This is a genomic window from Lentilactobacillus sp. TOM.63 (assembly GCF_030361045.1).
Classification (GTDB): Bacteria; Bacillota; Bacilli; order Lactobacillales; family Lactobacillaceae; genus Lentilactobacillus; species Lentilactobacillus dabitei.
Window position 1 is genome coordinate 54,500 of record NZ_JAUCAP010000002.1, and the last position, 23,560, is coordinate 78,059.

Genomic DNA, 23,560 nt, shown 5'->3' on the forward strand with positions numbered 1-23,560 from the left:
TTATGAAATTAGTAATCGCGATCGTTCAAGATAAAGATGCTAACAAGCTACGGTCAGTCTTTGTTGCCCATGATATTATTGCTACCCGTTTCTCCACCACTGGAAGCTTCTTGCGCTCAGGGAACACGACCTACTTGATTGCAATCGATGATGACAAAGTCGACCTAACTCTTGAGCTCATCAAGGAAACTTGCTCAGCCCGTCAGCAATTTATGACACCGCCAGTGAGCCTGAATGGCGATACCGCAGAGCACACATTTCCGATTGAGGTTCAAGTTGGTGGGGCGACCGTGATGGTGTTGCCGATTGATCAATTCCACCAGTTTTAGAAGGGAAATTCATGGCAGAAAATATTGTCCAGGTTGCCAAGGAAAAACAGCCACAACTATTTAAGCAATTTATGAATTTAGTTAATCAAGATGAACTGTCTCATGCATACCTCTTCACAGGCGAAGAGGGGGCGGGGCAGTTTGCCGTCGCGATGGGAGTCGCTATGCGGTTATTCTGCACAAATGTCACGAATGGTGTCCCGTGTGGAAAATGTCCTGAATGTATCCGAATTATGCATTACGATCATCCGGATGTTGTCGTGACCAAGCCTGATGGTCAGAGTATTAAGGTCGACCAAATTCGTCACGTTAAAAGTGAATTCACTAAAAGTGCGATGGAGGGCTCCAAAAAGGTCTTCATTATTTCGGATGCCGAAAAGATGACAACTGGAGCAGCAAACAGTTTGTTAAAATTCATTGAAGAGCCGACAGGCAATGTTGTCAGCTTTTTGATCAGTCAAAATCGCAATCTTGTCTTACCAACGATCATTTCTCGAACTCAAGTGGTTGAGTTTCCGAGCTTAAGCAAGCCGCAAATGGTTGCCGAATTACAACAAAGTGGCGTTTTGCCTAGCCAGGTTAATCTATTAATGGCGATTACAAATAGTCGTCGTGAAATTGATGACTTACTCAAAGATAATTGGTTTGGTGAGATGCAACAGCTGATTTCAAAGTGGTTTGGTTATTTGGTGAAGGGAAACTTGATGGCAATGCCGTTCATTCAAATGTCGATCATGCCAATCGTTGGTAATAAGGATCGGCAGCGAGTGGTTCTAACCATGATGATCAACATTTTTGATGATGTTTTGGAGATGAAGTACGGGACGCTTAGTGATGATCAATCAAAATTTCCTTCGGTCAACGATCAGATGCATCAAGCTGTAACAGAATGGACTTCCGGGCAGCTCATGAAGATGTTTGATGAGTTGTTGGCCATGAATGACCAAATGAAGGTGAACGTGAATTTCCAGAATATTATTGAATCGACTACCTTGAATATCCTAAAAATTGCCAAGTCGTCGTTTATTGAAAGGTGATAAAATCGTGGAATCTCAAAGTTTATATGATGCATTAAAAGAGATGGATACCCGACTTAACGCCACAGCGGTTAATTTCTCACATTTGCATGAATCGTTAATTGAATTGATGGAGAAAAATGCCGAATTGGAAATTGAAAACCAACATTTAAGGGAACGAGTAACCGAGATTACCGAAAAAGTAGGGCAAAATTCTCCACAATTATCGAAATCACGTAAAAATCTTGAGAAGTTGTATAATGAAGGATTCCATGTTTGCAACGAGTATTATGGTAAACGCCGCGAAAATGATGAAGACTGTATTTTTTGTACTGACATTATCTATGGCCGCAGAGATTAGGGGATAATCGTGGAAACACAAAAAAGTTTTGATTCGTCAACTCAATATGGCAGTTTATATTTAGTGCCAACGCCAATTGGCAATTTGTCTGATATGACGTTCCGAGCAGTTCAAATCCTCAAAGAGGCGGATTTGATTGCTTCTGAAGACACTCGGAATACCCAAAAGTTACTCAATCATTTTGACATTGAAACTAAGCAAATCAGTTTTCATGAACACAATACTGCTCAGAGGATTCCTGAATTGATCGCTAAGTTAAAACAGGGGATAACGATTGCCCAGGTGAGTGACGCAGGGATGCCTTCGATCAGCGATCCTGGTCATGAATTGGTGGTTGAATGTATCAAGCAATCAATCAATGTGGTTCCATTACCTGGTGCTAATGCGGGGATTACGGCTTTAATTGCCTCTGGCGTTTCTCCGCAACCCTTCTACTTTTATGGCTTTTTGTCCCGTAAGCCAAAGGAACAACGAGAAGAACTCATGGAATTACAAAATCGACCGGAAACCCTGATTTTCTATGAAGCGCCTCATCGGCTAAAAAAGACGTTAAAGTCGCTATTAACACAACTTGGTGCACAACGGAAGGCTGCGCTTTGCCGTGAATTGACTAAGAAACACGAAGAATTTATTCGTGGTAATTTAGCTGTCTTGTATGAATGGGCAGATTCTACTGAAATTCGTGGGGAATTTGTTATTATAGTAGCGGGTAATGCAAATCCTGAGATTGAACATGATGACCCACTTGAAGGGATGAGCGTTAATCAGCAAGTTGATTTCCACATCAAGAATGGCTTATCGGTTAACGAGGCGATCAAACGGGTTGCCAAAGATCATAACTTAAAAAAGCAAGTAATTTATAACGAATATCACGACATCAAGTAAACGGAAAGAAGAAGTGTCCATGGCTGCCAAACAATTTAGCGAGTTCCATACCATTCCATTCTATGAATGTGATGTTAATAATAACATTACCATTCCCATGCTCATCAATGTGCTAATTTTAGCTTCTGAGCATCAAAATGAGTCGTTGGAAGTCGATCAAGCCGCACTTATCTCTAAGTACGGCATTGGTTGGGTCGTGATTTCATACTCGATTAAAATTAATCAGTTACCTAAAAATAGGGATACGGTCAAAATGACAACCAGAGGAACTTCTTATAATCGTTACTTTGCCTACCGAGAATTCTGGCTACAGGATGAGCAAGGCAATGAACTGGTTAAGGTTGAAAGCATTTGGGTATTAATGGACGAAGAAAAGCGGAAGATTACCCCCATGACCCCCGAAATCATTGCTCCATACCAATCTGAAAAAGTTAAACGAGTGCCTCGGCTACCTCGGCCAAAAATTATTAAGGATTTAACTAAGGCGGATTCTAAAAAATACCAAGTTCGCTGCAGTGATATTGATTTTAATGGTCATGTGAATAACGCTCATTATTTGGAGTGGATGTTGGACTCTTTACCAATGGCATTTTTAGACAGTCACACACCAGCCCAAATTGATATTCGTTTTGATAATGAAGTCAAATACGGCAATATTGTCACGAGTTCAGTAGTTGTCGATTCTGAAGATAATGATAAAATTAAAACAATCCATGAGGTGACTTCAAACGACGCCATTTCTGCAAGTGCAACGTTTGTTTGGAATGATAGATAATAAGGCAAGGGTAAATAAAAACAATGAAAATTTTAGCAATTGATACTTCCAATCGACCACTTTCGGTGGCGGTTTTGGATGATGACCATTTATTAGCACAAACAACCATTACAACTCATCGAAAACATGCCGAATTTTTGATGCCAATTATTGAGGATTTAGTCAGCAAATCTGACCTCAAACCGAACGACTTAGATCGAGTCGTCGTTGCTGCCGGGCCTGGATCTTATACAGGCATTCGAATGGCCGTGACTGCAGCTAAGACGATCGCCGCGACTTTGGAAATTCAGTTAACGATGGTTTCTAGTTTGTTGACCCTTTGTCTTAATGTGTCTCAACCAGGTGTTCTGGTCAATCCAATCTTTGATGGGCGGAATCAGAATATGTTCACTGGCTTATATCAAATTGGTGATGACGGTAACCCAATCGAATTGATCGAGGATCAACATATCAATTTGGACCAGTGGTTAGAATTACTTGAACCTTATAATCAGAGGATTATGATTGTTGGGGATACCGATGCTTTCGAGGAGGGGATGCGTCACGCATTAGGAGATCGACTCATTGTTGCAGACAAGTTGGCCGATCTTCCTAATGCTGCTCGTTTAGGACTTTATGGCAAACAGGTTGATCCGGTTACGAACGTCGATGCCGTCGTACCACGCTATTTACGATTAACCAAAGCTGAAGCGGATTGGAAAAAGCTTCATCCCAACGGGGATACGCACAATTATGTTGAAAAAATTTAAAAATTGGTTTAACAAAAATTTTTATAATAAAGATGCTCAACTCCGCGAACGATATCTTGACATTAAAAATCACGATGTTGAAATCAACGGAATTAAGTATTTTTTGGCCAAAGCAATGATTCCCGATATTCCGGAAATTTTGGGGATTGAGCGATCTGTATATGGTGGTCAAACTCCCTGGGACGACCGCGCTTTTCGAAGTGAACTGATGCGAAAAAACGATCGCCTTTACCTGGTTTTGCGCAGAAATGACTGGTTAGTTGCATTTATCGGTTGTTCTTTAAATGACCATACAAAGGATTGTCATATCACGAACGTGGCGGTTGCCCCCAATTTTCAGAATCATGGATTGGGGTACTTTTTGGTCACAACCATTATTAAAAAAGCCCGCCAGATGGAATATGATAAGGTTACTCTTGAAGTACGGGTTAGTAATACTCGTGCCCAGAAGCTGTACCGAGACATCGGTTTTGTGGATAACGGGCTTAAGAAAGATTATTATTATAACGATCGAGAAGATGCCCTTAATATGATTTTGGACATTACAAAAATTGGTTAATGAATAAAGAAATGAGATGAACTTATTGACTAGAGATTTAATTCTCTCCTTTGAAAGCAGCTGCGATGAGACCTCCGTTGCGGTAATTGAAAATGGTGACACCATTCTTTCCAATATTGTGGCCACTCAAATAAAAAGTCATCAGCGGTTCGGTGGAGTGGTGCCGGAAGTTGCCAGTCGTCATCACATTGAGCAAATTACCGGTTGTATTAAAGATGCCCTAAAGCAGGCTAAAGTGAGCTATGATGATCTGACCGCGGTTGCTGTTACATATGGGCCAGGTTTAGTCGGCGCTCTTTTGATCGGGGTAACTGCTGCTAAAGCGGTTGCTTGGGCGCATCATTTACCACTTATTCCCGTTAACCATTTGGCAGGTCATATTTATGCTGCTCATTTAGTTGAACCCATTGAATTTCCAGCGATGGCATTGGTTGTTTCAGGTGGTCATACAGAGCTAGTTTACATGCCTGAAGAAAATAGATTTGAAATTATAGGTGAAACTCGGGATGATGCAGCGGGCGAAGCTTACGATAAAATTGGTCGGGTCCTTGGCATTAATTATCCAGCCGGAAAGCCGGTTGATGAGATGGCGCATCGTGGTCACGATACGTTTGACTTTCCAAGAGCAATGGATACCGACGACAACTTTGATTTTAGCTTTAGCGGGCTGAAAAGCGCGTTTATTAACACCGTTCATCATGCAGATCAAATCCACAAAGAATTGAATAAAGAGGATCTGGCAGCTAGTTTCCAACAAGCTGTTGTCGATGTGTTATCTGATAAGACTGTCCGCGTGCTGCATGAGTATCCCGTCAAACAGTTGATTCTTGCAGGTGGGGTTGCGGCCAATCGCGGCCTTCGTGATCGGCTGACAGCTGACATGAAACAGTTTCCAAATACAAAGTTGGAGCTGGTACCACTCTCATTGTGTGGTGATAATGCCGCAATGATTGGTGCTGCCGGAGAAATGCTGTATCAGCATGGTGTCCGAGCAGACGCAACGCTGAATGCAGATCCGGGGTTGGAGTTTGATTGGATTAAAGAGCCAGTCAAATAATTCTGTGGCTAAAAAACACGAGGTCAAAGACAGCGGCAACGCTTCGTCTCGGATCTCGTGTTCTTTTATTGTAACCATGTATTTCAAATGACAATCAGCTAAGGCTGACTATGATGATTTCATATTCTCTAACTGAATACTTTTTTCTTCCCAGCTTGTTTCGGTAGCTTCCATTTGGTGGTTAACAGATTCAAGCTCTTTTTGTAGATCTTGCAGTTTGCCAACATCATTAAAGACATCTGGCTCGGTCATTTTAGCCTCAATTTGATCTTTTTGTTGCGTTAAGCTATCCAAGTGATTTTCTAGATCAGCAACTTCTCTTGATAGCTTGCGTTGCTGCTTCTGTTCTTCCTTATTAATTTGGTAATTCTTTTTATCGTTGGTAACAGGGGCGGTTCGTGTCTCAGTTGGATGTTCTTCTGCCTGTTTTTGAGCCTCGTGCTCTTTAATGGCGATCATTTCATCCTTCTTGTTGACATAGTAATCGTAATTACCCAAATAAGTTTCGGTGCCTTTTTTAGATAATTCAACAACAGACGTGGCAATTTTATTAATGAAATAACGATCATGAGAAACAAAGAGGATTGTGCCGTCAAATTGGTTGAGGGCTTTTTCCAATACTTCTCGGCTATCGATATCCAAATGGTTAGTTGGTTCATCTAAAATGAGAAAGTTATTGTGTTGCATTGCCAACTTTGTGAGCAAGAGACGGGCTTTTTCACCACCTGAAAGGTCATGGACCATCTTGGCAACGTCATCACCGGAAAACAAGAAGCTTCCTAAAATGCTTCTGATATCGCCTTCGGGGGTCATTGGGTGATCATCCCATAACTCGCTTAACACTGTTTTATTGCCATGTAAGGATGCCTGCTCTTGATCATAATACCCAGTGTCGACACCTGTACCAAAATACGCTTGACCCTTAATGAATGGAATGATTCCTAAAATACTTTTGAGCAGGGTAGATTTACCAACGCCGTTTGGACCAACAATCGCAATTGCTTGGTGGCGTTTGATATCCAAATTAATGGGTTCCGACAGAATGGCCGTGTATCCAACCGCAGCGTTTGTGACGTTCAAAACGTTATTGCCACTTTTGGATTTTGGAGTGAATTGGAACCGAGCCGTTTTTGAATCAGCGGTTGGTTTGTTAATCCGCTTCATTTTTTCCAATTGTTTTCGTCGTGCTTGAGCTTGCTTGGTGGTTGACGCCCGAACGATATTTTTGTCAACGAAAGTCTGTAGCTTCTCAATTTGGGCCTGCTGTTTTTCATATTCTTTCCACTGTTGAGAAACCCGTTCTTCCTTTTTCTTTGTATAATCTGTGTAATTGCCGGTAAAGTGCAATAAGGTACCATTAGCCAATTCATAGACTTCATTGACGATACGATCCAGGAAGTAACGGTCATGTGAAATGATTAAGAGCGCGCCACTATAATTCTGGATGTACCCTTCCAACCAAGTAATGGTTTCAACGTCCAAATGGTTGGTCGGCTCATCGAGTATCAGTAATTCTGGTTTTTCCAAGAGGAGCTTCGCCAGGGCAAGTTGGGTCTTTTGACCGCCAGACAATTCGTTGATTGGCCGATCATAATCAGCTTGACCAAATCCAAAGCCGTGAAGGACGCCTCTGATTTCTGCATCGTAACCATAACCGTTGTGCTGTTCAAAATCCGCCCGAATATTATCATATTGTGATGAAATTTGGGCATATTCCTCGGAAGCTGGGTCAATCGAGGGATCACTCATCTGCGCCTCTAATTCGTGAATCTTTCGTTCTTGTTGTTTAAATTTGGCGAAGACGGCGGCCATTTCATCATAAATTGATTTATCGGAATCTAGGCCAGTGTCTTGTGCCAAGTAACCAATGCTCAGATTCTTTTTGGTCACAATTTGGCCACCATCGAGCGATTGTTCACCGATTATCATTTTGACTAAGGTGGATTTTCCGGCGCCGTTTCGGCCCACCAAAGCAATTCGACTTTTTTCTTGGACGGCCATATTCACATTCGAAAAGATTTCTTCCCCGTTAAATCGTTTGGTTAAATCTTGGGCTTGTAAAATTATCAATTCAGCGGCCACCTTTCTGTAGTTAACAGTATATAATTTTATCATATTATCTGGTTTTACAATAATAGTTTGTAAGTATTACTTGAAATACATTTCACAAGGTGGCATTATATGATAGAATAATAAATAAAGATGGGTTCACAAAGTTTTGAATTTTTAAAATAGGTTTTACAGGAGGAAATTTTGACAGCCGAAAACATTCCAAAGGCGACCGCGAAACGATTGCCAATTTATTATCGATATTTAAATATTTTACACGATACCGGAAAACAACGGATCTCTTCTACCGAGTTGGCAGAAGCGGTTCAGGTGGATTCTGCCACCATTCGCCGAGACTTTTCATATTTTGGCGCATTGGGTAAACGGGGTTATGGTTATGATGTCGATAGCCTACTGAACTTCTTTAAGCAGATCTTGAACCAGGAACACCTGACCAACGTTGCTTTGATTGGTGTTGGTAACTTGGGCCACGCGCTGTTAAACTTTAATTTTCACAAAGATAGCAACGTACGGATTTCTGCGGCATTTGATACGAATGGAACGATCATTAATACCATTGAGGATGGGGTACCAGTCTATCCAATCTCAGAGCTTGCCAGCCAGCTGCATGAACAACAAATTCAGGTTGTGATCCTGACAGTGCCATCATCTGCAGCCCAAGAAGTTGCAGCGGATGCGGTAGCTGGGGGCGTAAAAGGGATCTTGAATTTCACCCCAATCCGAATCTCAGTACCTGATAATGTGCTGGTTCAAAACGTCGATTTGACCAATGAACTACAGACGTTGATTTACTTTATCGATAACTTTGGAAAGTAGTTTCCTGCGACTTTACCTCGATTGAAAAACACGATTAATGTGTGGATAAGTCGAAGTTAAAGCTCGGGTTGAATTTAAATAAAGTGCCTCGCGATGAACGTTTCTTGTTCACGGCGAGGCGCTTTATTTGATTTATAAGAGTGCAAGATGTGTCTAAATATGGGTATTGGTTTATTTAAAGTAGGGGATGATTCAAAAATAGAGCAATTAGGCGATGATTTAAATCCCTGCCACAAACCCTGGTATAATCCCAATCCAGGCATGATATCCTGAACATTTTCTAATAAATCCTTGCAATTAGATCAAAAAAATAATATATTATAAACAGTGATTAGCACTTCTGTCATTCAAGTGCTAATGATGCTAAAAATAGTTGTAAATGGAGGGACTAACGTGTTAAAACCATTAGGCGATCGTGTAATTATCGAAACAGAAAAAGAAGAAGAAAAGTCGGTAGGCGGTATCGTATTAGCAGATAATGCTAAGAAGAAGCCACAAGCCGGTACAGTTGTTGCCGTAGGTGATGGCCGAGTTTTGGACAATGGTCAAAAGGTTGCGCCAGTTGTAAAAAAGGGCGACAAGGTAATGTTCGATAAGTACGCAGGTACTGAGATCGAGGACAACGATAAATCCTATCTAGTTTTACATGAAAAAGATATTGTCGCAGTTGTTGAATAAACTTTTTGCGAAATAATCAGCATCATTAATTTATATAATAAATCAAAAATACATTTTTGAGGTGAAATTTGTAATGGCTAAACAAGTTAAGTTTTCTGAAGATGCCCGCGGCGCAATGCTCAAGGGTGTTGATAAATTAGCAGACACAGTTAAAGCAACATTAGGACCAAAAGGCCGCAACGTTGTTTTGGAACAATCAGCAGGCAACCCAACGATCACAAATGATGGTGTTACAATTGCAAAGGCAATCGAATTGCCAGATCATTTTGAAAACATGGGTGCCAAATTAGTTTCTGAAGTTGCGTCAAAGACCAATGATGTTGCCGGTGATGGTACCACTACTGCAACTGTTTTGACACAAGCAATTGTAAATGAAGGTATGAAGAACGTCACTGCTGGTGCTAACCCTGTTGGCATTCGCCGTGGAATCGAAAAAGCAACCAAGGCTGCCGTTGATGGTCTTCACAAGATGTCACATGACGTGAAGACAAAAGATGATATTGCTCAGATTGCTTCAATTTCATCAGCTAACACCGAAGTTGGTAGTTTGATTGCTGACGCAATGGAAAAAGTTGGCCACGATGGTGTTATTACCATTGAAGAGTCGCGTGGTGTTGAAACGAGCTTGGATGTTGTTGAAGGAATGCAATTTGACCGTGGCTACATGTCACAATACATGGTAACCGATAACGACAAAATGGAAGCCGATCTCGACAATCCATATATTTTGGTTACCGACAAGAAGATTACCAATATTCAAGACATTTTGCCATTGTTGCAAAAGATTGTTGAACAAGGTCGTTCACTTTTGATTATTGCCGATGATATTGGTGGTGAAGCATTACCAACACTTGTATTGAACAAGATGCGGGGAACCTTCAATGTTGTTGCCGTTAAGGCCCCAGGATTTGGTGATCGTCGTAAGGAACAACTCCAAGATATCGCCATTTTGACTGGTGCAACGGTTATCACTGATGATCTTGGTTTGAACTTGAAGGACGCAACGCTTGAACAATTAGGCCAAGCAAACAAGATTAACGTTACGAAGGATTCAACCACAATCGTTGACGGTTCAGGTGCCAAGGATGCAATCAGTCAACGAGTTTCAGAAATTAAGACTCAGATTGAAAAGACTACTTCTGACTTTGACCGTGACAAGTTAAAGGAACGTTTGGCTAAGTTATCAGGTGGGGTTGCCGTTGTTCGGGTTGGTGCCGCTACCGAAACTGAATTGAAAGAAAAGAAGTACCGAATTGAAGATGCTTTGAATGCAACCCGTGCCGCTGTTGAAGAAGGCTTCGTCCCTGGTGGTGGAACTGCTTTGATCAATGTCATTCCAGACATCGAAAAATTGGACGAATCAGCCGATGGTGACGAGCAAACTGGTATTAACATTGTTCGCCGGGCACTTGAAGAACCTGTTCGTCAAATTGCTGAAAATGCCGGTGTTGAAGGCTCAGTAATCGTTGAACAACTCAAAGATGAAAAATCCGGAATTGGTTACAACGCAGCCAATGGTAAATTTGAAGATATGATCAAAGACGGTATCGTTGATCCTACCAAAGTTACCCGTTCAGCCCTTCAAAACGCTGCATCTGTTTCAGCCTTGTTGTTGACGACTGAAGCTGTTGTTGCTGACGAACCAAAGAAGGATGCACCAGCTGCTCCAATGCCAACTCCAGGAATGGGAATGTAATTTAGGCATTCAGACAGATTAATCATTTAAAATAACTTAACGGAGTCGGACGACGAATGAATTCAGTTTGTCGGCCGGCTTTTTGTATGGCTAACGATTAGTCGTTAGGTGACTGGAAAACTAACCATTTCAACGGTTATAAAATATACCCGGTTAACCTAATATAACGACTGTTTCGAAAAACATTAACTAACGAGGTTGTCGCAGTCATTTTTGTGTTGTATGGTGTATTTACGTGTTATCTTACTACTGCATAACAAGACTTGTTTTTGCTACCAAGAAGGACTATTATTTTATGGTTCACTACGAGTGGTAGATTTATATTAAAAGGAGTAACTATTTATGTGGCGATATTTAAAACGGTTTTTAATTGGGAAACCGCTAAAAACCACTGATGAGGGTGGCCAATCCCTGACAAAGTTTAAGGCACTGGCATTATTATCTTCCGATGCCCTTTCGTCAGTGGCTTATGGTACCGAACAGATCACAACAATTCTGATCACTTTATCAGCTGCAGCCCTGATGTACCAAATCTGGGTTGCTGCACTTGTTTTGGTACTCTTAGCTGCCATTACGCTTTCTTACCAACAGATTATTCACGCATATCCATCTGGTGGTGGGGCGTATGTTGTTGCCAGCACTAACTGGGGTGAACGAGCGGGGCTCATTGCCGGTGGTTCACTGTTGGTTGATTACATGCTGACTGTGGCCGTATCCACAACATCTGCGACTGAAGCAATTACTTCAGCGATCCCGTCTCTTTATTCTCATCAAGTATTGATTTCTTGTTTGATTGTAGTTGCAATTATGCTGCTTAATTTGAGAGGAATTCGTGAATCAGCTTCATTTCTGACCTTGCCCGTTTATCTTTTCATTGTGATGATTATCGGGATGGTTATTTATGGTGGTTACAATATTGCCACTGGAAACATCCAGTATCATGCCGCTGCTCATATTGGCGCACCGGTTGAAGGTATGACCCTGATTCTGTTTTTCAGAGCTTTCTCATCTGGTTCATCTTCCTTGACTGGTGTTGAAGCGATTAGTAATGCTGTTCCGAATTTCAAGTCACCAAAGAGTAAAAATGCTTCCGCAACATTAGCCATCATGGCAACCATCTTGGCGTGCTTCTTTGGCGGTATTACCTATATGAGTTACTACATGGGTGTTATTCCTAATAGCCATGAAACGGTGCTTTCCCAGATCGGTGTTAATGTCTTCGGTCATGGCATTGTTTACTACCTGCTACAGTTATCAACTGCGATGATTTTGGCTGTTGCCGCAAATACTGGTTTTTCAGCCTTTCCAATTCTTGCTTATAATTTGGCTAAAGATAAGTTTTTACCCCACGCATACCTCGATAAAGGGGACCGGCTCGGTTATTCAAACGGGATTATTTCGTTGGCCGTTGGCGCCATTGTGTTAATTCAAATCTTTGGTGGCCGAACCAATTCTTTAATTCCACTGTATGCTGTCGGTGTGTTCATTCCGTTCACGTTATCTCAATCCGGAATGATTATTCACTGGTATCATAATCGCGGGAAAAATTGGCAACTTAAGTCGGTCATTAACTTTGTTGGGGCCTTCATTTCATTAGCCTTGGTAACGTGTTTATTCTTATTAAGGTTTCCAAACGTCTGGCCGTATCTGATCGTGATGCCGATTTTGATTCACATTTTTTACAAGATTAATCGGCATTACAAACGAGTGGCCGAACAGTTGCGCGTGATTGAAGATAATACCGAAATTACCGCAACTCATCATTTTGATGGTTCGACGGTGGTTGTTTTGGTTGGCGGTGTTACCCGAGTAACTGCCAATGCAATTAGCTATGCCCAGTCAATCGGGGACTACGTGATTGCCATGCACGTTTCCTTTGATTCCAATCCTGAGAAGGAACATAAGACGTCCGAGGAATTTAAAAAAGAATTTCCAGATGTCCGGTTCGTTGATATCCATTCATCCTATCGTTCGATCGCCCAACCAACATTACGATTTTGCGATGTGATTGCTAAACGAGCCGCAGATCGAAACTATTCGACAACTGTTTTGGTTCCACAATTTGTACCCCGTCACCGCTGGGAAAACATTTTGCATAACCAAACCAGTCTGCGCCTGCGAACCATTTTGAATTCACGGCAAAATATTATTATTTCGACCTATAACTATCATTTGCGTGAGTAGTGTCAGAGGGTGGAATCGAACAGTTGGCAGCCAATGTACAAGTTGTTGATTTGTCTCACAACCTTGTTCTTGGATTGTGGCGAATAGTCTTGTGGGCAGCTGGTTGTTTGGTGAAACATCTTTTGACCATGACACGATAAAAAATAGTTGGTACCAATTAAAAACGAGCGCCTCTCCATGATGAAGAGGTGCTCATTTTCGTTAGCCGGTTGAATCGCTATGGTGTGATCCCCACCAAGTTGGTAAACACTGGGACAATCAGATCCACCACAATTGAGATTAACACAAACGCTACTGAAGCCATTGATCCGGTCACGGATCCGAGTTGTAGCGCTTTGGCGGAACCCACGGCATGACCGGCTGAACCTAGGCTGAGACCTTGACTAATTGGTTCGGTCAGTCGAAATGCTTTCAGAAGAAAGTTAGCCAAAGCGTAAATAATCACTGCATTGACGATGCAGGCCATCGCGGTGATTGCTGAGTTGCCGCCAATCGCTTCTGCAATTGGCATTGCAAAGGCCGTAGTGGCCGCTTGTGGGAGGAGTGACGCAATCCCAGCATCACTTAAACCGAAGAGCTTATAGACCCAATAAATGCCAAAGAGGGCAATGACCAGACCAATTGTGAGTGAAAGGCCAATTTCTAACCAAAATCGTTTAATAATATCATTTCGTTTGTATAAGGGCACCGCAAACGCGATTGTTGCCGGCGTTAAAAACCAAAACAAGATGTCGCCGCCTGGTTTATAGGCATGCCTGTATAACCAGGCAACGTCAATTGAAAATGTTTTGGCCATCAGCCACAGGCTGAAGATGCCGAGAACCATTCCAACGAATAACGGCTGGAATAAGAAAAAACCATTGGTAATCTTGAATAGCCATATGCCAATTAGATACACAAAAATGGATAAGCTAATGCCAAAAACTGGGGTTCCAAAAAAATCCATGATGTTAAGTTGAACTGCCGTCATCCTGCTCACCACCCATCAAATTTCTTCCACGGAAACGTCGGTATGAAAAATCACTTGCTTGAGCCAAATGAAGAAAGAGGCGGTGTAGGCAACGACGACCAATAGAAGGATGGTTGAGAGGATAATTACCAGGATTAATTGAAGCCCCTGTTCTTTCATGATATCTAACGATGCCGCTAGCTGAATACCCGATGGACAAATAAAAAAGAGATAAAGCCAATCATTGAAGTCGCAAATTTTTCTACCCATTCCAATTTGATGATATGCAGCGTGAGTAACGTGTATAAAACAATTAAACCAATCACTGGTGTCGGAACGGGAAATTCAGGTGGAAAAAGTGGCGATATTAAGCTTGAAACAAACAAAATTGCCGCAAAAATGCCCATTTGAACTAAAAAGGGTGCGTCTTTTTGAGGCCCAAGAGATGGTTGTGTGTTTCTGATTCTGCTTTTCATAGAAATGTCTCCTTTACTTGTGAATTTAAGTTCGCGAAAGCGTTAACACCTACAATTTAAATGTAGTTTAACTTGTGAACGGAAACAATGTTCAATATGAACAGATTTTATAATGTGATTGGCTGAACAGGCAATGATGGCTTGTTTTTATCAATTGGCGTTTGTATAATTGATTTAATAATCCATGTTAGGAATTAAGTGAGGTTACAAATTTGAAATTCGAAATCATTGTGTCATTGTTCGCTACCATGATTCTTTCTGCGATATTAACCCCATTTATTCGCAAATTGGCGTTTGCTGTTGGTGCTGAGGATCGACCAAACAAACGCCGAGTCAATAAAATTCCAATGCCAACAATTGGTGGGTTGGCCATTTTTATTTCATACACATTTTGCACGATGTTTCTGTTAAGAAATCAGTTTCCAACTAAAATTTTGTGGGGTGTTTATGGCGGCGAAACGATTATTATTTTAACCGGAATTATCGATGATATCTTTGAATTAAAGCCACGGCAAAAAGTCTTAGGCATTTCCCTTGCTGCACTGTGGGTTTATTTTGCTGCCGGAGTCAAAATGACAACGATTACTTTGCCATTTTTTACGATTCATTTGGGTTGGATGAGCTTGCCAATTACTTGGATCTGGATTTTGGCAATTACCAATGCTGTCAATTTGATTGATGGCTTGGATGGCTTGGCTACGGGGGTTGCAATCATTGCGTTGACAACGATGGGAATTACCGGGATGTTCTTCTTGAACGTTGGTAACATCTTCGTGTCGATCATGATTTTTGCGTTGGTGGCTTCATGTGTTGGCTTTTTGCCATACAACTTTTTCCCGGCTCGAATCTATCTTGGTGATACCGGGGCTTTATTTATTGGTTTTATGATGTCCGTCTTCTCATTATTTGGGTTGAAAAATGCCACCTTTATCACGTTATTAATCCCTGTAATGATTTTAGGCGTTCCCATTACCGACACCGTATTTGCGATTTTTAGACGACTGCTTAATAAGGAACCCATTTCTCATGCTGATAAACGCCATTTGCACCATCGATTGATGCAAATCGGGTTAACGCACCGACAGACAGTTCTGGTTATTTATGGGATTGCGTTGATTTTCTCGTTCATCTCATTACTTTACCCAATTTCACCACTATGGGGATCAATTCTTTTGACGATTGCCGTGTTGATTGGACTGGAGCTTTTCGTCGAAACGATTGGTTTGGTGGGCGAAGACCGGCAGCCGTTGTTGAATGGAATCAAGAAATTAGTGAAGGACACGACGAGTAAGGATAATCGATAAGATCATTACATATTCGGCAAAACGCCACGGGCCCACTAATCAATTAAATGATATTTAGAACACAAAAGGGTCGGAGCAAAACGGTAAGTTTTGTCCCGGCCCTTGCTCCTACGCTCTGGTTCAAATCGGCTAAGGTCTCCGATTATTCTCAATTCATGATTCGTTTTCTTCTTGTTGCCGTTCTTCTCGTGAGAATGGCAATTCGAAGACTTTATTTTGACCACTGGAATAATCAAATTGATTACTTAACAGGTCTTTTAATTTTTGAATAAAGGGTGGAATATTCGCTTGTTCAACCGCAATAGTAACCTTGATCTTGTCTGTGTAGCCCACGTCTTCAATAGGGACGTCATGGGTTGAAAGAAAATACTTTAATTTATCAAATTGATTATAATCGATCGTCAAGAATAGTTCTTTTTTCGTCACTAAATTAACGATGCCCAATTGATCAATTGTGGTTGACGTCGCGTTACTATATGCTCGAATTAAACCGCCGGCACCCAATTTAATCCCACCAAAGTAGCGAGTGACCACAGCAATCACATTGTGGAGCTCATTTTTTTTGAGCACTTCTAAAATTGGCACTCCAGCGGTTCCGGAAGGTTCGCCATTATCGCTTTCCAGCTGAATTTGATCGGTATCACCGAGCATGTAAGCGAAGCAATTGTGGTTGGCCTTTTCATTTGTCTTCGTGATCGTTTGAATAAAATGTTTGGCTTGGCCTTCGGACGTAATCCGTTCCATCGAGCAGATGAATCGAGACTTTTTGATATCAATTTCATGAGATCCCGATGTTTTAATTGTTAAATAAGTTGCTTTCAAAAAAATCCTCCTGAATAATTCGTATTTAAATAGTGAGGTGAAGTTCTATGATTAATCATATATCAGACTTGTACGGACGCCAAATAAGTTCTGCTGAACTGTCGGCAGCGATCTTGGAATTACCGGAAGTCAAACGACGGCCTGCAATTCAATTAAAGCCTAGCTTGATGTGCTCAAGGTGTGGTTCCCGACTCAAACGAAGTCAAGCTAACCTGCCAAACGGTCAATATTATTGCTATGTCTGCATCCAAATGAAGCGAATGGATACGCTGCATGATTTGGCGTTTGTTGATGAGCCCAATCAATTTACCAAAGTTTCCGATGCCTTGTCGTGGGAAGGCCAATTAACGCCTTTGCAGGCAGAATGTGCGGAACAGGTCGTGCGCATTTTTAAAAAGCGTCAGCATCACCTTTTGTGGGCGGTGACCGGAGCAGGGAAAACAGGGATGCTGTTTAAAGGTATTGAGTGGGCGGTTCGTTATGGAAAACGGATTTGTATTGCTTCTCCGCGAGTCGACGTTTGTATTGAATTGTTTCCACGAATTCAGGCGGCCTTTGCCAAAACGTCGATTGTACTGCTTCATGGCAAAAGCGAACAGCCGTACAAATATAGTCAAATTACAATTTGTACCACCCATCAGCTGCTTCGATTTTACCACGCCTTTGATGTCCTCATTATTGATGAAGTGGACGTCTTCCCATTTTCTGGTAACCCGATGCTTCACTTTGGGGTTAATAATGCGATCAAAACAGCTGGTTCGATGCTTTATTTAACGGCTACCCCGGATAAACATTTGCTAACCCAGGTGAGAAAAGGGCGCCTTTCCATTAGTTATTTACCCATTCGCTATCATGGTCATTTATTGCCAGAGCCAACGATTATCAAGATCAAAGGATTATCTCAGGGAATTGATAATAATCGATTAGACAAACGGGTCTTAAAAATGATTCGACAACTAATGAGCCAACAGCAGCGGTTTTTACTTTTTGTTCCCCACATCAAAGATTTGGCGGCCGTTGCAACCGCTATCAAAGATGCTGGCATTATTGCCAAGTATGACACGGTTTTCGCTGCCGATCCAGAACGACTCGAGAAAGTAAGCGCAATGCGTCATCACGAGCTGGATTTTATCATTACAACGACGATATTAGAACGCGGCGTCACTTTTCCTGGGATTGACGTTTTGGTACTGAAAGCAGATAACGATATCTTTTCAGCTGCCGCGCTGATTCAAATTGCGGGCAGGGTGGGGCGTAGCAGTGACCGTCCAACTGGCAGGGTCTTATTTTACGCAGAAGCCCGGGCCGCAAATATCCGTTCATGCCAACGACAAATTAGAAAAATGAATCGAAAGGCGGCTGAAATATGACTAATTGTTTATTGTGTCAGTCGTCATTGCGGCACACAACGTCATTTGATGAAATGATGTCGTTGGCACCCGCCCAAGCCCGCCAACTTTGTGAAGAATGTGCCGCTGACTTTTTCAGATTAGATTCAGTTGCAACTTGTGTTAAGTGTGGTAGGCGTTTGAAAGCGGAGATGAGCAATCCGTGTTATGACTGTGAACGATGGCAGCAACAAATTAGTTTTGACTTTCAAAATAGGGCCCTATATGAATACAATTCGGCAATGAAGGACTATATGAAACGCTATAAATTTTTAGGGGATTACCGACTGCGCTTTATTTTTGCAAAAGAGGTCAAGAAAGCAGTGACATGGCAAAAACGATTATTGGTTCCTATTCCTGTCAATGCCGGTACAATGGCTACAAGAGGTTTCAATCAAGTGACTGGATTACTTAAAGGTTGCTCATTGGTTGAAGCATTGAAAACCTCTCAAACTGTTAAAGATAAACGACAGTCTGAAAAAGGTCGGGCTGATCGATTACGTTTAATTCAACCATTCGAACTTGTCGAACCCCAGATCGAGCGCATTAGCGGAAAAGATGTCACGATTATTGATGATGTATACACAACTGGGACAACAATCCGTCATGCAGCAAGTCTGTTATATCAAGCAGGAGCGACATCAGTAATTGGAATAACTCTCGCAAGGTGAAGAAATCCAGAGTCAATGATTGTTAAAACGCGAACTTTCAATTATACTTAAAGTGTAGCCAGTAATGAAAGTGATTTCATAACTGGACCATTAAGCCTTTAATGGTGAAGGGAGAGATTGTTATGCTAGTGTTTAACATTCGTGGTGAAAATATTGAGGTAACTCAAGCGATTCGGGATTATGTTGAGAAACGAATCAGTAAGCTGGAGAAATACTTCGAAAAGGATTTGAAAAATACAGCTCATGTGAATTTGAAGGTCTATTCAGATAAGCAAGCTAAAGTTGAGGTAACTATTCCTTTGCCATACTTAACCTTGAGAGCCGAAGAAATGTCTAATGACTTGTACGCAAGCATTGATTTGGTAACGGACAAGCTCGAACGTCAAATTCGTAAGTACAAGACTAAGGTTAACCGCAAGTCCCGTGAAAAAGGCTTCAAGAACCTTGAGTTTGCACCTACCCAAGAACAAACTGACACAGATTCAGATAACGAATCGAAGTTCCAAGTTGTTCGTACAAAGCAATTAGCTTTAAAGCCAATGGACAATGAAGAGGCAATTCTCCAAATGGATATGTTGGGCCATGATTTCTTCATCTATGAAGATGCAGAAACATCAGGTATTAACATTGTATATCGTCGAAATGATGGCCGCTACGGCTTGATTGAGACGGGAGAAGAATAATAGAGCGCGGAGAAAAGCGCTTTGACGCGTCTATATAAGGACTCCCACCCGATAATCCTGGTTTTGGATTATTGGGTAGGAGTCTTTATATAGTTGAGCGGCAGCTTTTCGGAGCGCGTTTCAAAGTTACCGCGGACCAATATCTAAGTTCCGATTTTGATCTAAAGGACTTTTTTAAAATCAATAGATTTATTCCTTTTAACCCCAGCCAAAATGTACTATCATGGATTAATGCCATTTGATTTGATTTATTGTTTTCATTGACAGAATGAAATGGTACAATTAAAAAGTATGTAGTCCACGTTTTACTAATAAGTTTAATCATAATGCTTTGTTTTTAGAAGGGAATTTACTAATGGCAACTAACGTTTTAAAGAAATGGGTTGAAAGTGATAAGCGTGAGCAAAAGCGCCTCAGCAAGATTGCTGATAAGGTGGGTGCCTACGCTGAAGAGTATCGTCAGCTCAGTGATGAAGAATTACAAGCTAAAACGCCAGAGTTCAAAGAGCGTTACAAAAAGGGCGAATCACTCGATGATTTGCTTCCTGAAGCCTTTGCGGTTGCTCGAGAGGGTGCTAAGCGGGTCTTAGGACTTTATCCATTCCACGTCCAGATCATGGGTGGGATCGTTTTACATGAAGGTAACATTGCCGAAATGAAGACTGGTGAAGGTAAAACTTTGACAGCCACCATGCCAGTTTATTTAAATGCCCTTGCAGGTGAAGGGGTTCACGTTGTTACGGTTAACGAGTACCTATCACAACGGGATGCCACTGAAATGGGTGAGTTGTATAACTGGTTGGGACTTTCTGTTGGCGTTAACTTGACAGAGATGGGCCCCGATGAAAAGCGAAAAGCTTATGCAGCCGATATTACTTATTCAACCAATGCTGAAATTGGTTTCGATTACTTGCGGGATAACATGGTTGCTTACAAAGAAGAAATGGTTCAACGACCACTTAACTTTGCGATTGTCGATGAAGTTGACTCCATCTTGATTGATGAAGCCAGAACCCCTTTGATCATTTCAGGTCAAGCAACTGGAACTTCAGAGTTATATCAACGAACTGATCGATTTGCCAAGACTTTACATGAAGGTGACGACTTCAAGGTTGACCTTGAAACCAAGACAGTTTCACTGACTGACCAAGGAATTGAAAAGGCTGAAAAGTACTTCAATTTGAAGAACCTCTATGATACTGACAATACGGCTTTGACCCACCATTTGGATCAAGCTTTGCGAGCTAATTTTATCATGCTACGTGATAAGGATTATGTGGTTCAAGACGATGAAGTTATGATCGTTGATTCGTTTACCGGCCGGATTATGCAGGGTCGTCGATTCTCAGATGGCCTGCATCAGGCGATTGAAGCTAAAGAAGGGGTTACAATCCAAGAGGAAAGTAAGACCATGGCAACAATCACCTATCAGAATATGTTTCGGATGTATAAGAAACTTGCCGGAATGACTGGTACGGCTAAGACTGAAGCTGAAGAATTCCGTGAGATTTATAACATGGAGGTTATTTCGGTTCCAACCAACAAGCCGGTTATCCGGGTCGATCATCCAGATATTCTTTACCCAAGTTTGGAAGCCAAATTCGATGCTGTTATCAATAAGATTAAGGAACTTCACAAGAAGGGTCAACCAATGCTGGTTGGTACCGTTGCGGTTGAAACTTCCGAGTATCTGTCACACCGGTTGGATGAAGAAAAAATTCCTCATGTTGTTTTGAACGCCAAGAACCACGCCAAGGAAGCTGAAATTGTCACCAACGCTGGTCAAAAGGGTGCTGTTACGATTGCGACCAACATGGCTGGCCGGGGAACTGATATTAAATTAGGACCCGGAGTGGTTGAGTTAGGCGGGTTAGCCGTTATTGGGACCGAACGACATGAGTCCCGACGAATCGATAACCAGCTTCGTGGCCGTTCTGGTCGTCAAGGTGATCCAGGTTTGTCACAATTTTACCTGTCACTTGAAGATGACTTGATGCGTCGTTTTGGTTCTGAAAAGATCAAGAACTTCTTGGAACACATGAACGTTCAAGGAGAAGATGCGGTTATTCGTTCTCGGATGATCACTAATCAAGTTGAATCGGCTCAAAAGCGAGTTGAAGGTAACAACTATGATTCTCGTAAGAACGTTCTCCAGTACGATGATGTTATGAGACAACAACGTGAAGTGATTTATGGTGAACGCCAACAAGTCATTGAAGAAAACAAATCACTCAAATGGGTGATCATGCCAATGATCGAACGGACTGTCAACCGAATTGTCGATTTGCATACGCAAGGTGACCAATCCGATTGGGATCTCCAAACGGTCTTAGACTTTGCCATTAGTGCAATGGTTAGCCCTGATAAGGTTTCTCTTGAAGATTTCCAAAACAAATCCGCTGATGAAATCAAGAAGTTCTTGATGGATATTGCGAATAAAGTTTACAACGAAAAGCAAGAGCAACTGTACGATGCTTCTCAAATGCTTGAATTTGAAAAGGTTGTTATTTTGCGGGTTGTTGATTCTCATTGGACTGATCATATCGATATCATGGATCAATTGCGTCAATCAATTGGCCTACGTGGTTATGGTCAACAAAATCCACTGGTTGAATACCAACGAGAAGGTTACAAGATGTTTGAGGAAATGATTGCCGATATTGATTATGATGCAACTCGTCTCTTCATGAAGGCCGAAATTCGTCAAAATATGCAACGTTAATAAATCATTGAAGAATCCGAACACCTTTGTTTGGGTTCTTTATTTGAATTAGGCAGTCATAATGATTATAAGAAAGAAGACTGAATATGACATTTGAATTAAGTGACGCAAAAAAACAAATCGCTGATATGCAAAAAGCCATCGACGGCTTTAGGGGGTCTCTTTGACTTTGATGCTTTGAGTGAAAGCATTGCCATCAACGAAGCCAAGATGGCCGAACCTGGATTTTGGGATGATCAGGAAAGTGCCCAAAAGCTCATCGATGAGACCAACCAGATGAAAACCAAACGGGACAGCTATAAAGCGTTGTCCGATAAACTTGATGATTTAAAGGTCACCTTGGAATTGATTTCTGAAGATCCTGATTCAGGGATGCAGGATGAGTTTCAAACTGAAGCAAGCGACTTACAAACTAAACTTCAACGTTATCAGTTAGGATTGCTGCTGAATGGTCAATATGACCATAATAATGCCATATTAGAAATTCACCCTGGTGCTGGTGGAACTGAGTCTCAAGATTGGGGATCGATGCTGCTTCGGATGTACACTCGCTGGGCAGAGGGACATGGATTCAATGTTGAAACCCTCGATTACCAAGTGGGGGATGTTGCTGGGATCAATAGCGTATCTCTTCTGATAAGTGGGGCCGATGCCTATGGTTACTTGCGTTCCGAAAAGGGTGTCCATCGGCTGGTTCGAATTTCACCATTTGATTCAGCTGGCCGGCGACACACGTCATTTGCTTCCGTTGATGTGATGCCTGAACTGAATGATGATGTCAATATCAAAATCAATCCTGATGATTTAAGGGTTGATGTCTATCGGTCAAGTGGTGCTGGTGGGCAACATATTAATAAGACATCGTCTGCGGTCCGAATCACCCATCTTCCAACCGGAATTGTGGTAGCCAGCCAAGCTCAACGGTCTCAACTGCAGAACCGGCAAACGGCCATGAATATGTTGAAATCCAAGTTGTATGAACGAGAGCAAGAGAAGAAACAGGAAGAAAAAGCCAAAATTGAAGGTGAACAAAAGGACATCGGTTGGGGCTCCCAAATTCGCTCCTACGTGTTCCATCCGTATTCCATGGTCAAAGATCATCGAACAAGTTATGAAACGGCTAACGTCAACGGTGTGATGGATGGCGATCTGGATCCATTCATCAATGCCTATTTGCAGTGGCAGTTGAGCCAGAAAAATCCAGATTAATCAAATTGAATAGATGGAGATTAGGTCGAAAAACGATTTAAGCTCAGAATTTAAGCAAGAACGGCAGTGCATTTTAATTTTGAAAGGCTCTTCGTCAACTGTTGTTGGTGAAACTAAATTCGAGTTCTAATCACTTTGTGATTAGGGCTCTTTTTGTTTTG

The 23,560-nt window shown here is 41.7% G+C and carries 21 protein-coding genes and 1 pseudogene; 18 read left to right on the forward strand and 4 right to left on the reverse strand.

Annotated features, from left to right (window positions below; all coding sequences use genetic code 11):
- Nucleotides 1–2 precede the first annotated feature (2 nt).
- The 8 genes from darA to tsaD are packed head-to-tail and all read left to right on the forward strand — an operon-like array spanning nt 3 to nt 5,731.
- The gene (darA, locus tag QUF07_RS00775) at nt 3–329 is read left to right on the forward strand and encodes a cyclic di-AMP receptor DarA (RefSeq protein WP_056981155.1); all 327 of its coding nucleotides are present in this window, start codon (nt 3–5) and stop codon (nt 327–329) included.
- Nucleotides 330–340: 11 nt separating this feature from the next.
- Nucleotides 341–1,366, forward strand: coding sequence for a DNA polymerase III subunit delta' (holB, locus tag QUF07_RS00780; RefSeq protein ID WP_217164107.1), 1,026 nt, complete (start codon nt 341–343; stop codon nt 1,364–1,366).
- 7 nt (nt 1,367–1,373) lie between these two features.
- Nucleotides 1,374–1,706 (forward strand): DNA replication initiation control protein YabA, encoded by a 333-nt coding sequence (locus QUF07_RS00785; RefSeq protein ID WP_054746762.1) that lies wholly within the window; start codon nt 1,374–1,376, stop codon nt 1,704–1,706.
- Nucleotides 1,707–1,715: 9 nt separating this feature from the next.
- Nucleotides 1,716–2,591: a 16S rRNA (cytidine(1402)-2'-O)-methyltransferase gene (rsmI, locus tag QUF07_RS00790; RefSeq protein WP_217341989.1), complete on the forward strand. Its 876-nt coding sequence runs from the start codon at nt 1,716–1,718 to the stop codon at nt 2,589–2,591.
- A gap of 19 nt (nt 2,592–2,610) precedes the next feature.
- On the forward strand, nt 2,611–3,366 hold the full coding sequence (locus tag QUF07_RS00795; protein ID WP_217164111.1) for an acyl-[acyl-carrier-protein] thioesterase: 756 nt from the start codon (nt 2,611–2,613) through the stop codon (nt 3,364–3,366).
- A gap of 23 nt (nt 3,367–3,389) precedes the next feature.
- A complete protein-coding gene (gene tsaB, locus QUF07_RS00800) occupies nt 3,390–4,115 on the forward strand; it encodes a tRNA (adenosine(37)-N6)-threonylcarbamoyltransferase complex dimerization subunit type 1 TsaB (protein WP_217164112.1) in 726 nt (241 codons plus the stop codon).
- Nucleotides 4,099–4,674, forward strand: coding sequence for a ribosomal protein S18-alanine N-acetyltransferase (rimI, locus tag QUF07_RS00805; RefSeq protein ID WP_056981147.1), 576 nt, complete (start codon nt 4,099–4,101; stop codon nt 4,672–4,674). Before tsaB ends, rimI begins: the two co-directional genes overlap by 17 nt.
- Before the next feature lie 16 nt (nt 4,675–4,690).
- Entirely contained in the window at nt 4,691–5,731 is a 1,041-nt protein-coding gene (gene tsaD, locus QUF07_RS00810; protein WP_217164116.1) for a tRNA (adenosine(37)-N6)-threonylcarbamoyltransferase complex transferase subunit TsaD, read from the forward strand.
- Nucleotides 5,732–5,839: 108 nt separating this feature from the next.
- Here tsaD and QUF07_RS00815 read toward each other — a convergent pair whose 3' ends face one another.
- The gene (locus QUF07_RS00815) at nt 5,840–7,801 is read right to left on the reverse strand and encodes an ABC-F family ATP-binding cassette domain-containing protein (RefSeq protein WP_289426598.1); all 1,962 of its coding nucleotides are present in this window, start codon (nt 7,799–7,801) and stop codon (nt 5,840–5,842) included.
- Between the two features lie 183 nt (nt 7,802–7,984).
- Here QUF07_RS00815 and QUF07_RS00820 point away from each other — a divergent pair, with 183 nt between their 5' ends.
- The 4 genes from QUF07_RS00820 to kimA all read left to right on the forward strand — a co-directional run bounded on the left by QUF07_RS00820 (nt 7,985) and on the right by kimA (nt 13,175).
- Nucleotides 7,985–8,617 (forward strand): redox-sensing transcriptional repressor Rex, encoded by a 633-nt coding sequence (locus tag QUF07_RS00820; RefSeq protein ID WP_217163495.1) that lies wholly within the window; start codon nt 7,985–7,987, stop codon nt 8,615–8,617.
- A 393-nt stretch (nt 8,618–9,010) separates the two neighbouring features.
- On the forward strand, nt 9,011–9,295 hold the full coding sequence (groES, locus tag QUF07_RS00825; protein WP_217163493.1) for a co-chaperone GroES: 285 nt from the start codon (nt 9,011–9,013) through the stop codon (nt 9,293–9,295).
- 73 nt (nt 9,296–9,368) lie between these two features.
- Nucleotides 9,369–10,991 carry a chaperonin GroEL gene (groL, locus tag QUF07_RS00830; protein WP_056981141.1) on the forward strand — a complete coding sequence of 541 codons (1,623 nt, stop codon included), beginning with the start codon at nt 9,369–9,371 and terminating at the stop codon, nt 10,989–10,991.
- A gap of 342 nt (nt 10,992–11,333) precedes the next feature.
- A complete protein-coding gene (kimA, locus tag QUF07_RS00835) occupies nt 11,334–13,175 on the forward strand; it encodes a potassium transporter KimA (protein WP_056981139.1) in 1,842 nt (613 codons plus the stop codon).
- A gap of 217 nt (nt 13,176–13,392) precedes the next feature.
- Here the strand turns inward: kimA and QUF07_RS00840 are convergent, their stop codons facing one another.
- Together QUF07_RS00840 and QUF07_RS00845 are read right to left on the reverse strand one after the other, a co-directional pair.
- Nucleotides 13,393–14,145 carry an LrgB family protein gene (locus QUF07_RS00840; protein WP_289426599.1) on the reverse strand — a complete coding sequence of 251 codons (753 nt, stop codon included), beginning with the start codon at nt 14,143–14,145 and terminating at the stop codon, nt 13,393–13,395.
- 15 nt (nt 14,146–14,160) lie between these two features.
- A pseudogene (locus tag QUF07_RS00845) lies at nt 14,161–14,600 on the reverse strand (CidA/LrgA family protein).
- A gap of 212 nt (nt 14,601–14,812) precedes the next feature.
- Between QUF07_RS00845 and QUF07_RS00850 the strand changes: the two are divergent.
- A complete protein-coding gene (locus QUF07_RS00850) occupies nt 14,813–15,904 on the forward strand; it encodes a glycosyltransferase family 4 protein (RefSeq protein WP_056981132.1) in 1,092 nt (363 codons plus the stop codon).
- A gap of 153 nt (nt 15,905–16,057) precedes the next feature.
- Here the strand turns inward: QUF07_RS00850 and QUF07_RS00855 are convergent, their stop codons facing one another.
- Nucleotides 16,058–16,726, reverse strand: coding sequence for a YigZ family protein (locus tag QUF07_RS00855; RefSeq protein WP_289426600.1), 669 nt, complete (start codon nt 16,724–16,726; stop codon nt 16,058–16,060).
- A 47-nt stretch (nt 16,727–16,773) separates the two neighbouring features.
- On the opposite strand from QUF07_RS00855, the gene QUF07_RS00860 reads away from it, so the two are divergent.
- From QUF07_RS00860 to prfB, 5 genes are all read left to right on the forward strand, one after another.
- Nucleotides 16,774–18,096: an ATP-dependent helicase ComFA gene (locus QUF07_RS00860; protein WP_289426601.1), complete on the forward strand. Its 1,323-nt coding sequence runs from the start codon at nt 16,774–16,776 to the stop codon at nt 18,094–18,096.
- Nucleotides 18,093–18,785, forward strand: coding sequence for a ComF family protein (locus QUF07_RS00865; RefSeq protein WP_217163483.1), 693 nt, complete (start codon nt 18,093–18,095; stop codon nt 18,783–18,785). The genes QUF07_RS00860 and QUF07_RS00865 overlap by 4 nt, the downstream gene beginning before the upstream one ends.
- Before the next feature lie 122 nt (nt 18,786–18,907).
- Nucleotides 18,908–19,468, forward strand: coding sequence for a ribosome hibernation-promoting factor, HPF/YfiA family (gene hpf / locus QUF07_RS00870; RefSeq protein ID WP_217341981.1), 561 nt, complete (start codon nt 18,908–18,910; stop codon nt 19,466–19,468).
- Between the two features lie 355 nt (nt 19,469–19,823).
- Nucleotides 19,824–22,190 carry a preprotein translocase subunit SecA gene (gene secA / locus QUF07_RS00875; protein ID WP_289426602.1) on the forward strand — a complete coding sequence of 789 codons (2,367 nt, stop codon included), beginning with the start codon at nt 19,824–19,826 and terminating at the stop codon, nt 22,188–22,190.
- A gap of 86 nt (nt 22,191–22,276) precedes the next feature.
- Nucleotides 22,277–23,399 (forward strand): peptide chain release factor 2 gene (gene prfB, locus QUF07_RS00880; protein WP_217341982.1). Its coding sequence is split into 2 segments (ribosomal slippage): nt 22,277–22,354 and nt 22,356–23,399, totalling 1,122 coding nucleotides; the frame shifts between segments, so codons are not numbered across the junction.
- Nucleotides 23,400–23,560 lie beyond the last annotated feature (161 nt).

What these genes read in the sequence shown, in the direction of transcription:
- darA (WP_056981155.1), top strand. Translation starts at nt 3, where the DNA reads ATGAAATTAGTAATCGCGATCGTTCAAGATAAAGATGCTAACAAGCTA.
- holB (WP_217164107.1), top strand. Translation starts at nt 341, where the DNA reads ATGGCAGAAAATATTGTCCAGGTTGCCAAGGAAAAACAGCCACAACTA.
- QUF07_RS00795 (WP_217164111.1), top strand. Translation starts at nt 2,611, where the DNA reads ATGGCTGCCAAACAATTTAGCGAGTTCCATACCATTCCATTCTATGAA.
- tsaB (WP_217164112.1), top strand. Translation starts at nt 3,390, where the DNA reads ATGAAAATTTTAGCAATTGATACTTCCAATCGACCACTTTCGGTGGCG.
- rimI (WP_056981147.1), top strand. Translation starts at nt 4,099, where the DNA reads ATGTTGAAAAAATTTAAAAATTGGTTTAACAAAAATTTTTATAATAAA.
- tsaD (WP_217164116.1), top strand. Translation starts at nt 4,691, where the DNA reads ATGAACTTATTGACTAGAGATTTAATTCTCTCCTTTGAAAGCAGCTGC.
- groL (WP_056981141.1), top strand. Translation starts at nt 9,369, where the DNA reads ATGGCTAAACAAGTTAAGTTTTCTGAAGATGCCCGCGGCGCAATGCTC.
- kimA (WP_056981139.1), top strand. Translation starts at nt 11,334, where the DNA reads ATGTGGCGATATTTAAAACGGTTTTTAATTGGGAAACCGCTAAAAACC.
- QUF07_RS00840 (WP_289426599.1), bottom strand. Translation starts at nt 14,145, where the DNA reads ATGACGGCAGTTCAACTTAACATCATGGATTTTTTTGGAACCCCAGTT.
- QUF07_RS00860 (WP_289426601.1), top strand. Translation starts at nt 16,774, where the DNA reads ATGATTAATCATATATCAGACTTGTACGGACGCCAAATAAGTTCTGCT.
- QUF07_RS00865 (WP_217163483.1), top strand. Translation starts at nt 18,093, where the DNA reads ATGACTAATTGTTTATTGTGTCAGTCGTCATTGCGGCACACAACGTCA.
- hpf (WP_217341981.1), top strand. Translation starts at nt 18,908, where the DNA reads ATGCTAGTGTTTAACATTCGTGGTGAAAATATTGAGGTAACTCAAGCG.
- secA (WP_289426602.1), top strand. Translation starts at nt 19,824, where the DNA reads ATGGCAACTAACGTTTTAAAGAAATGGGTTGAAAGTGATAAGCGTGAG.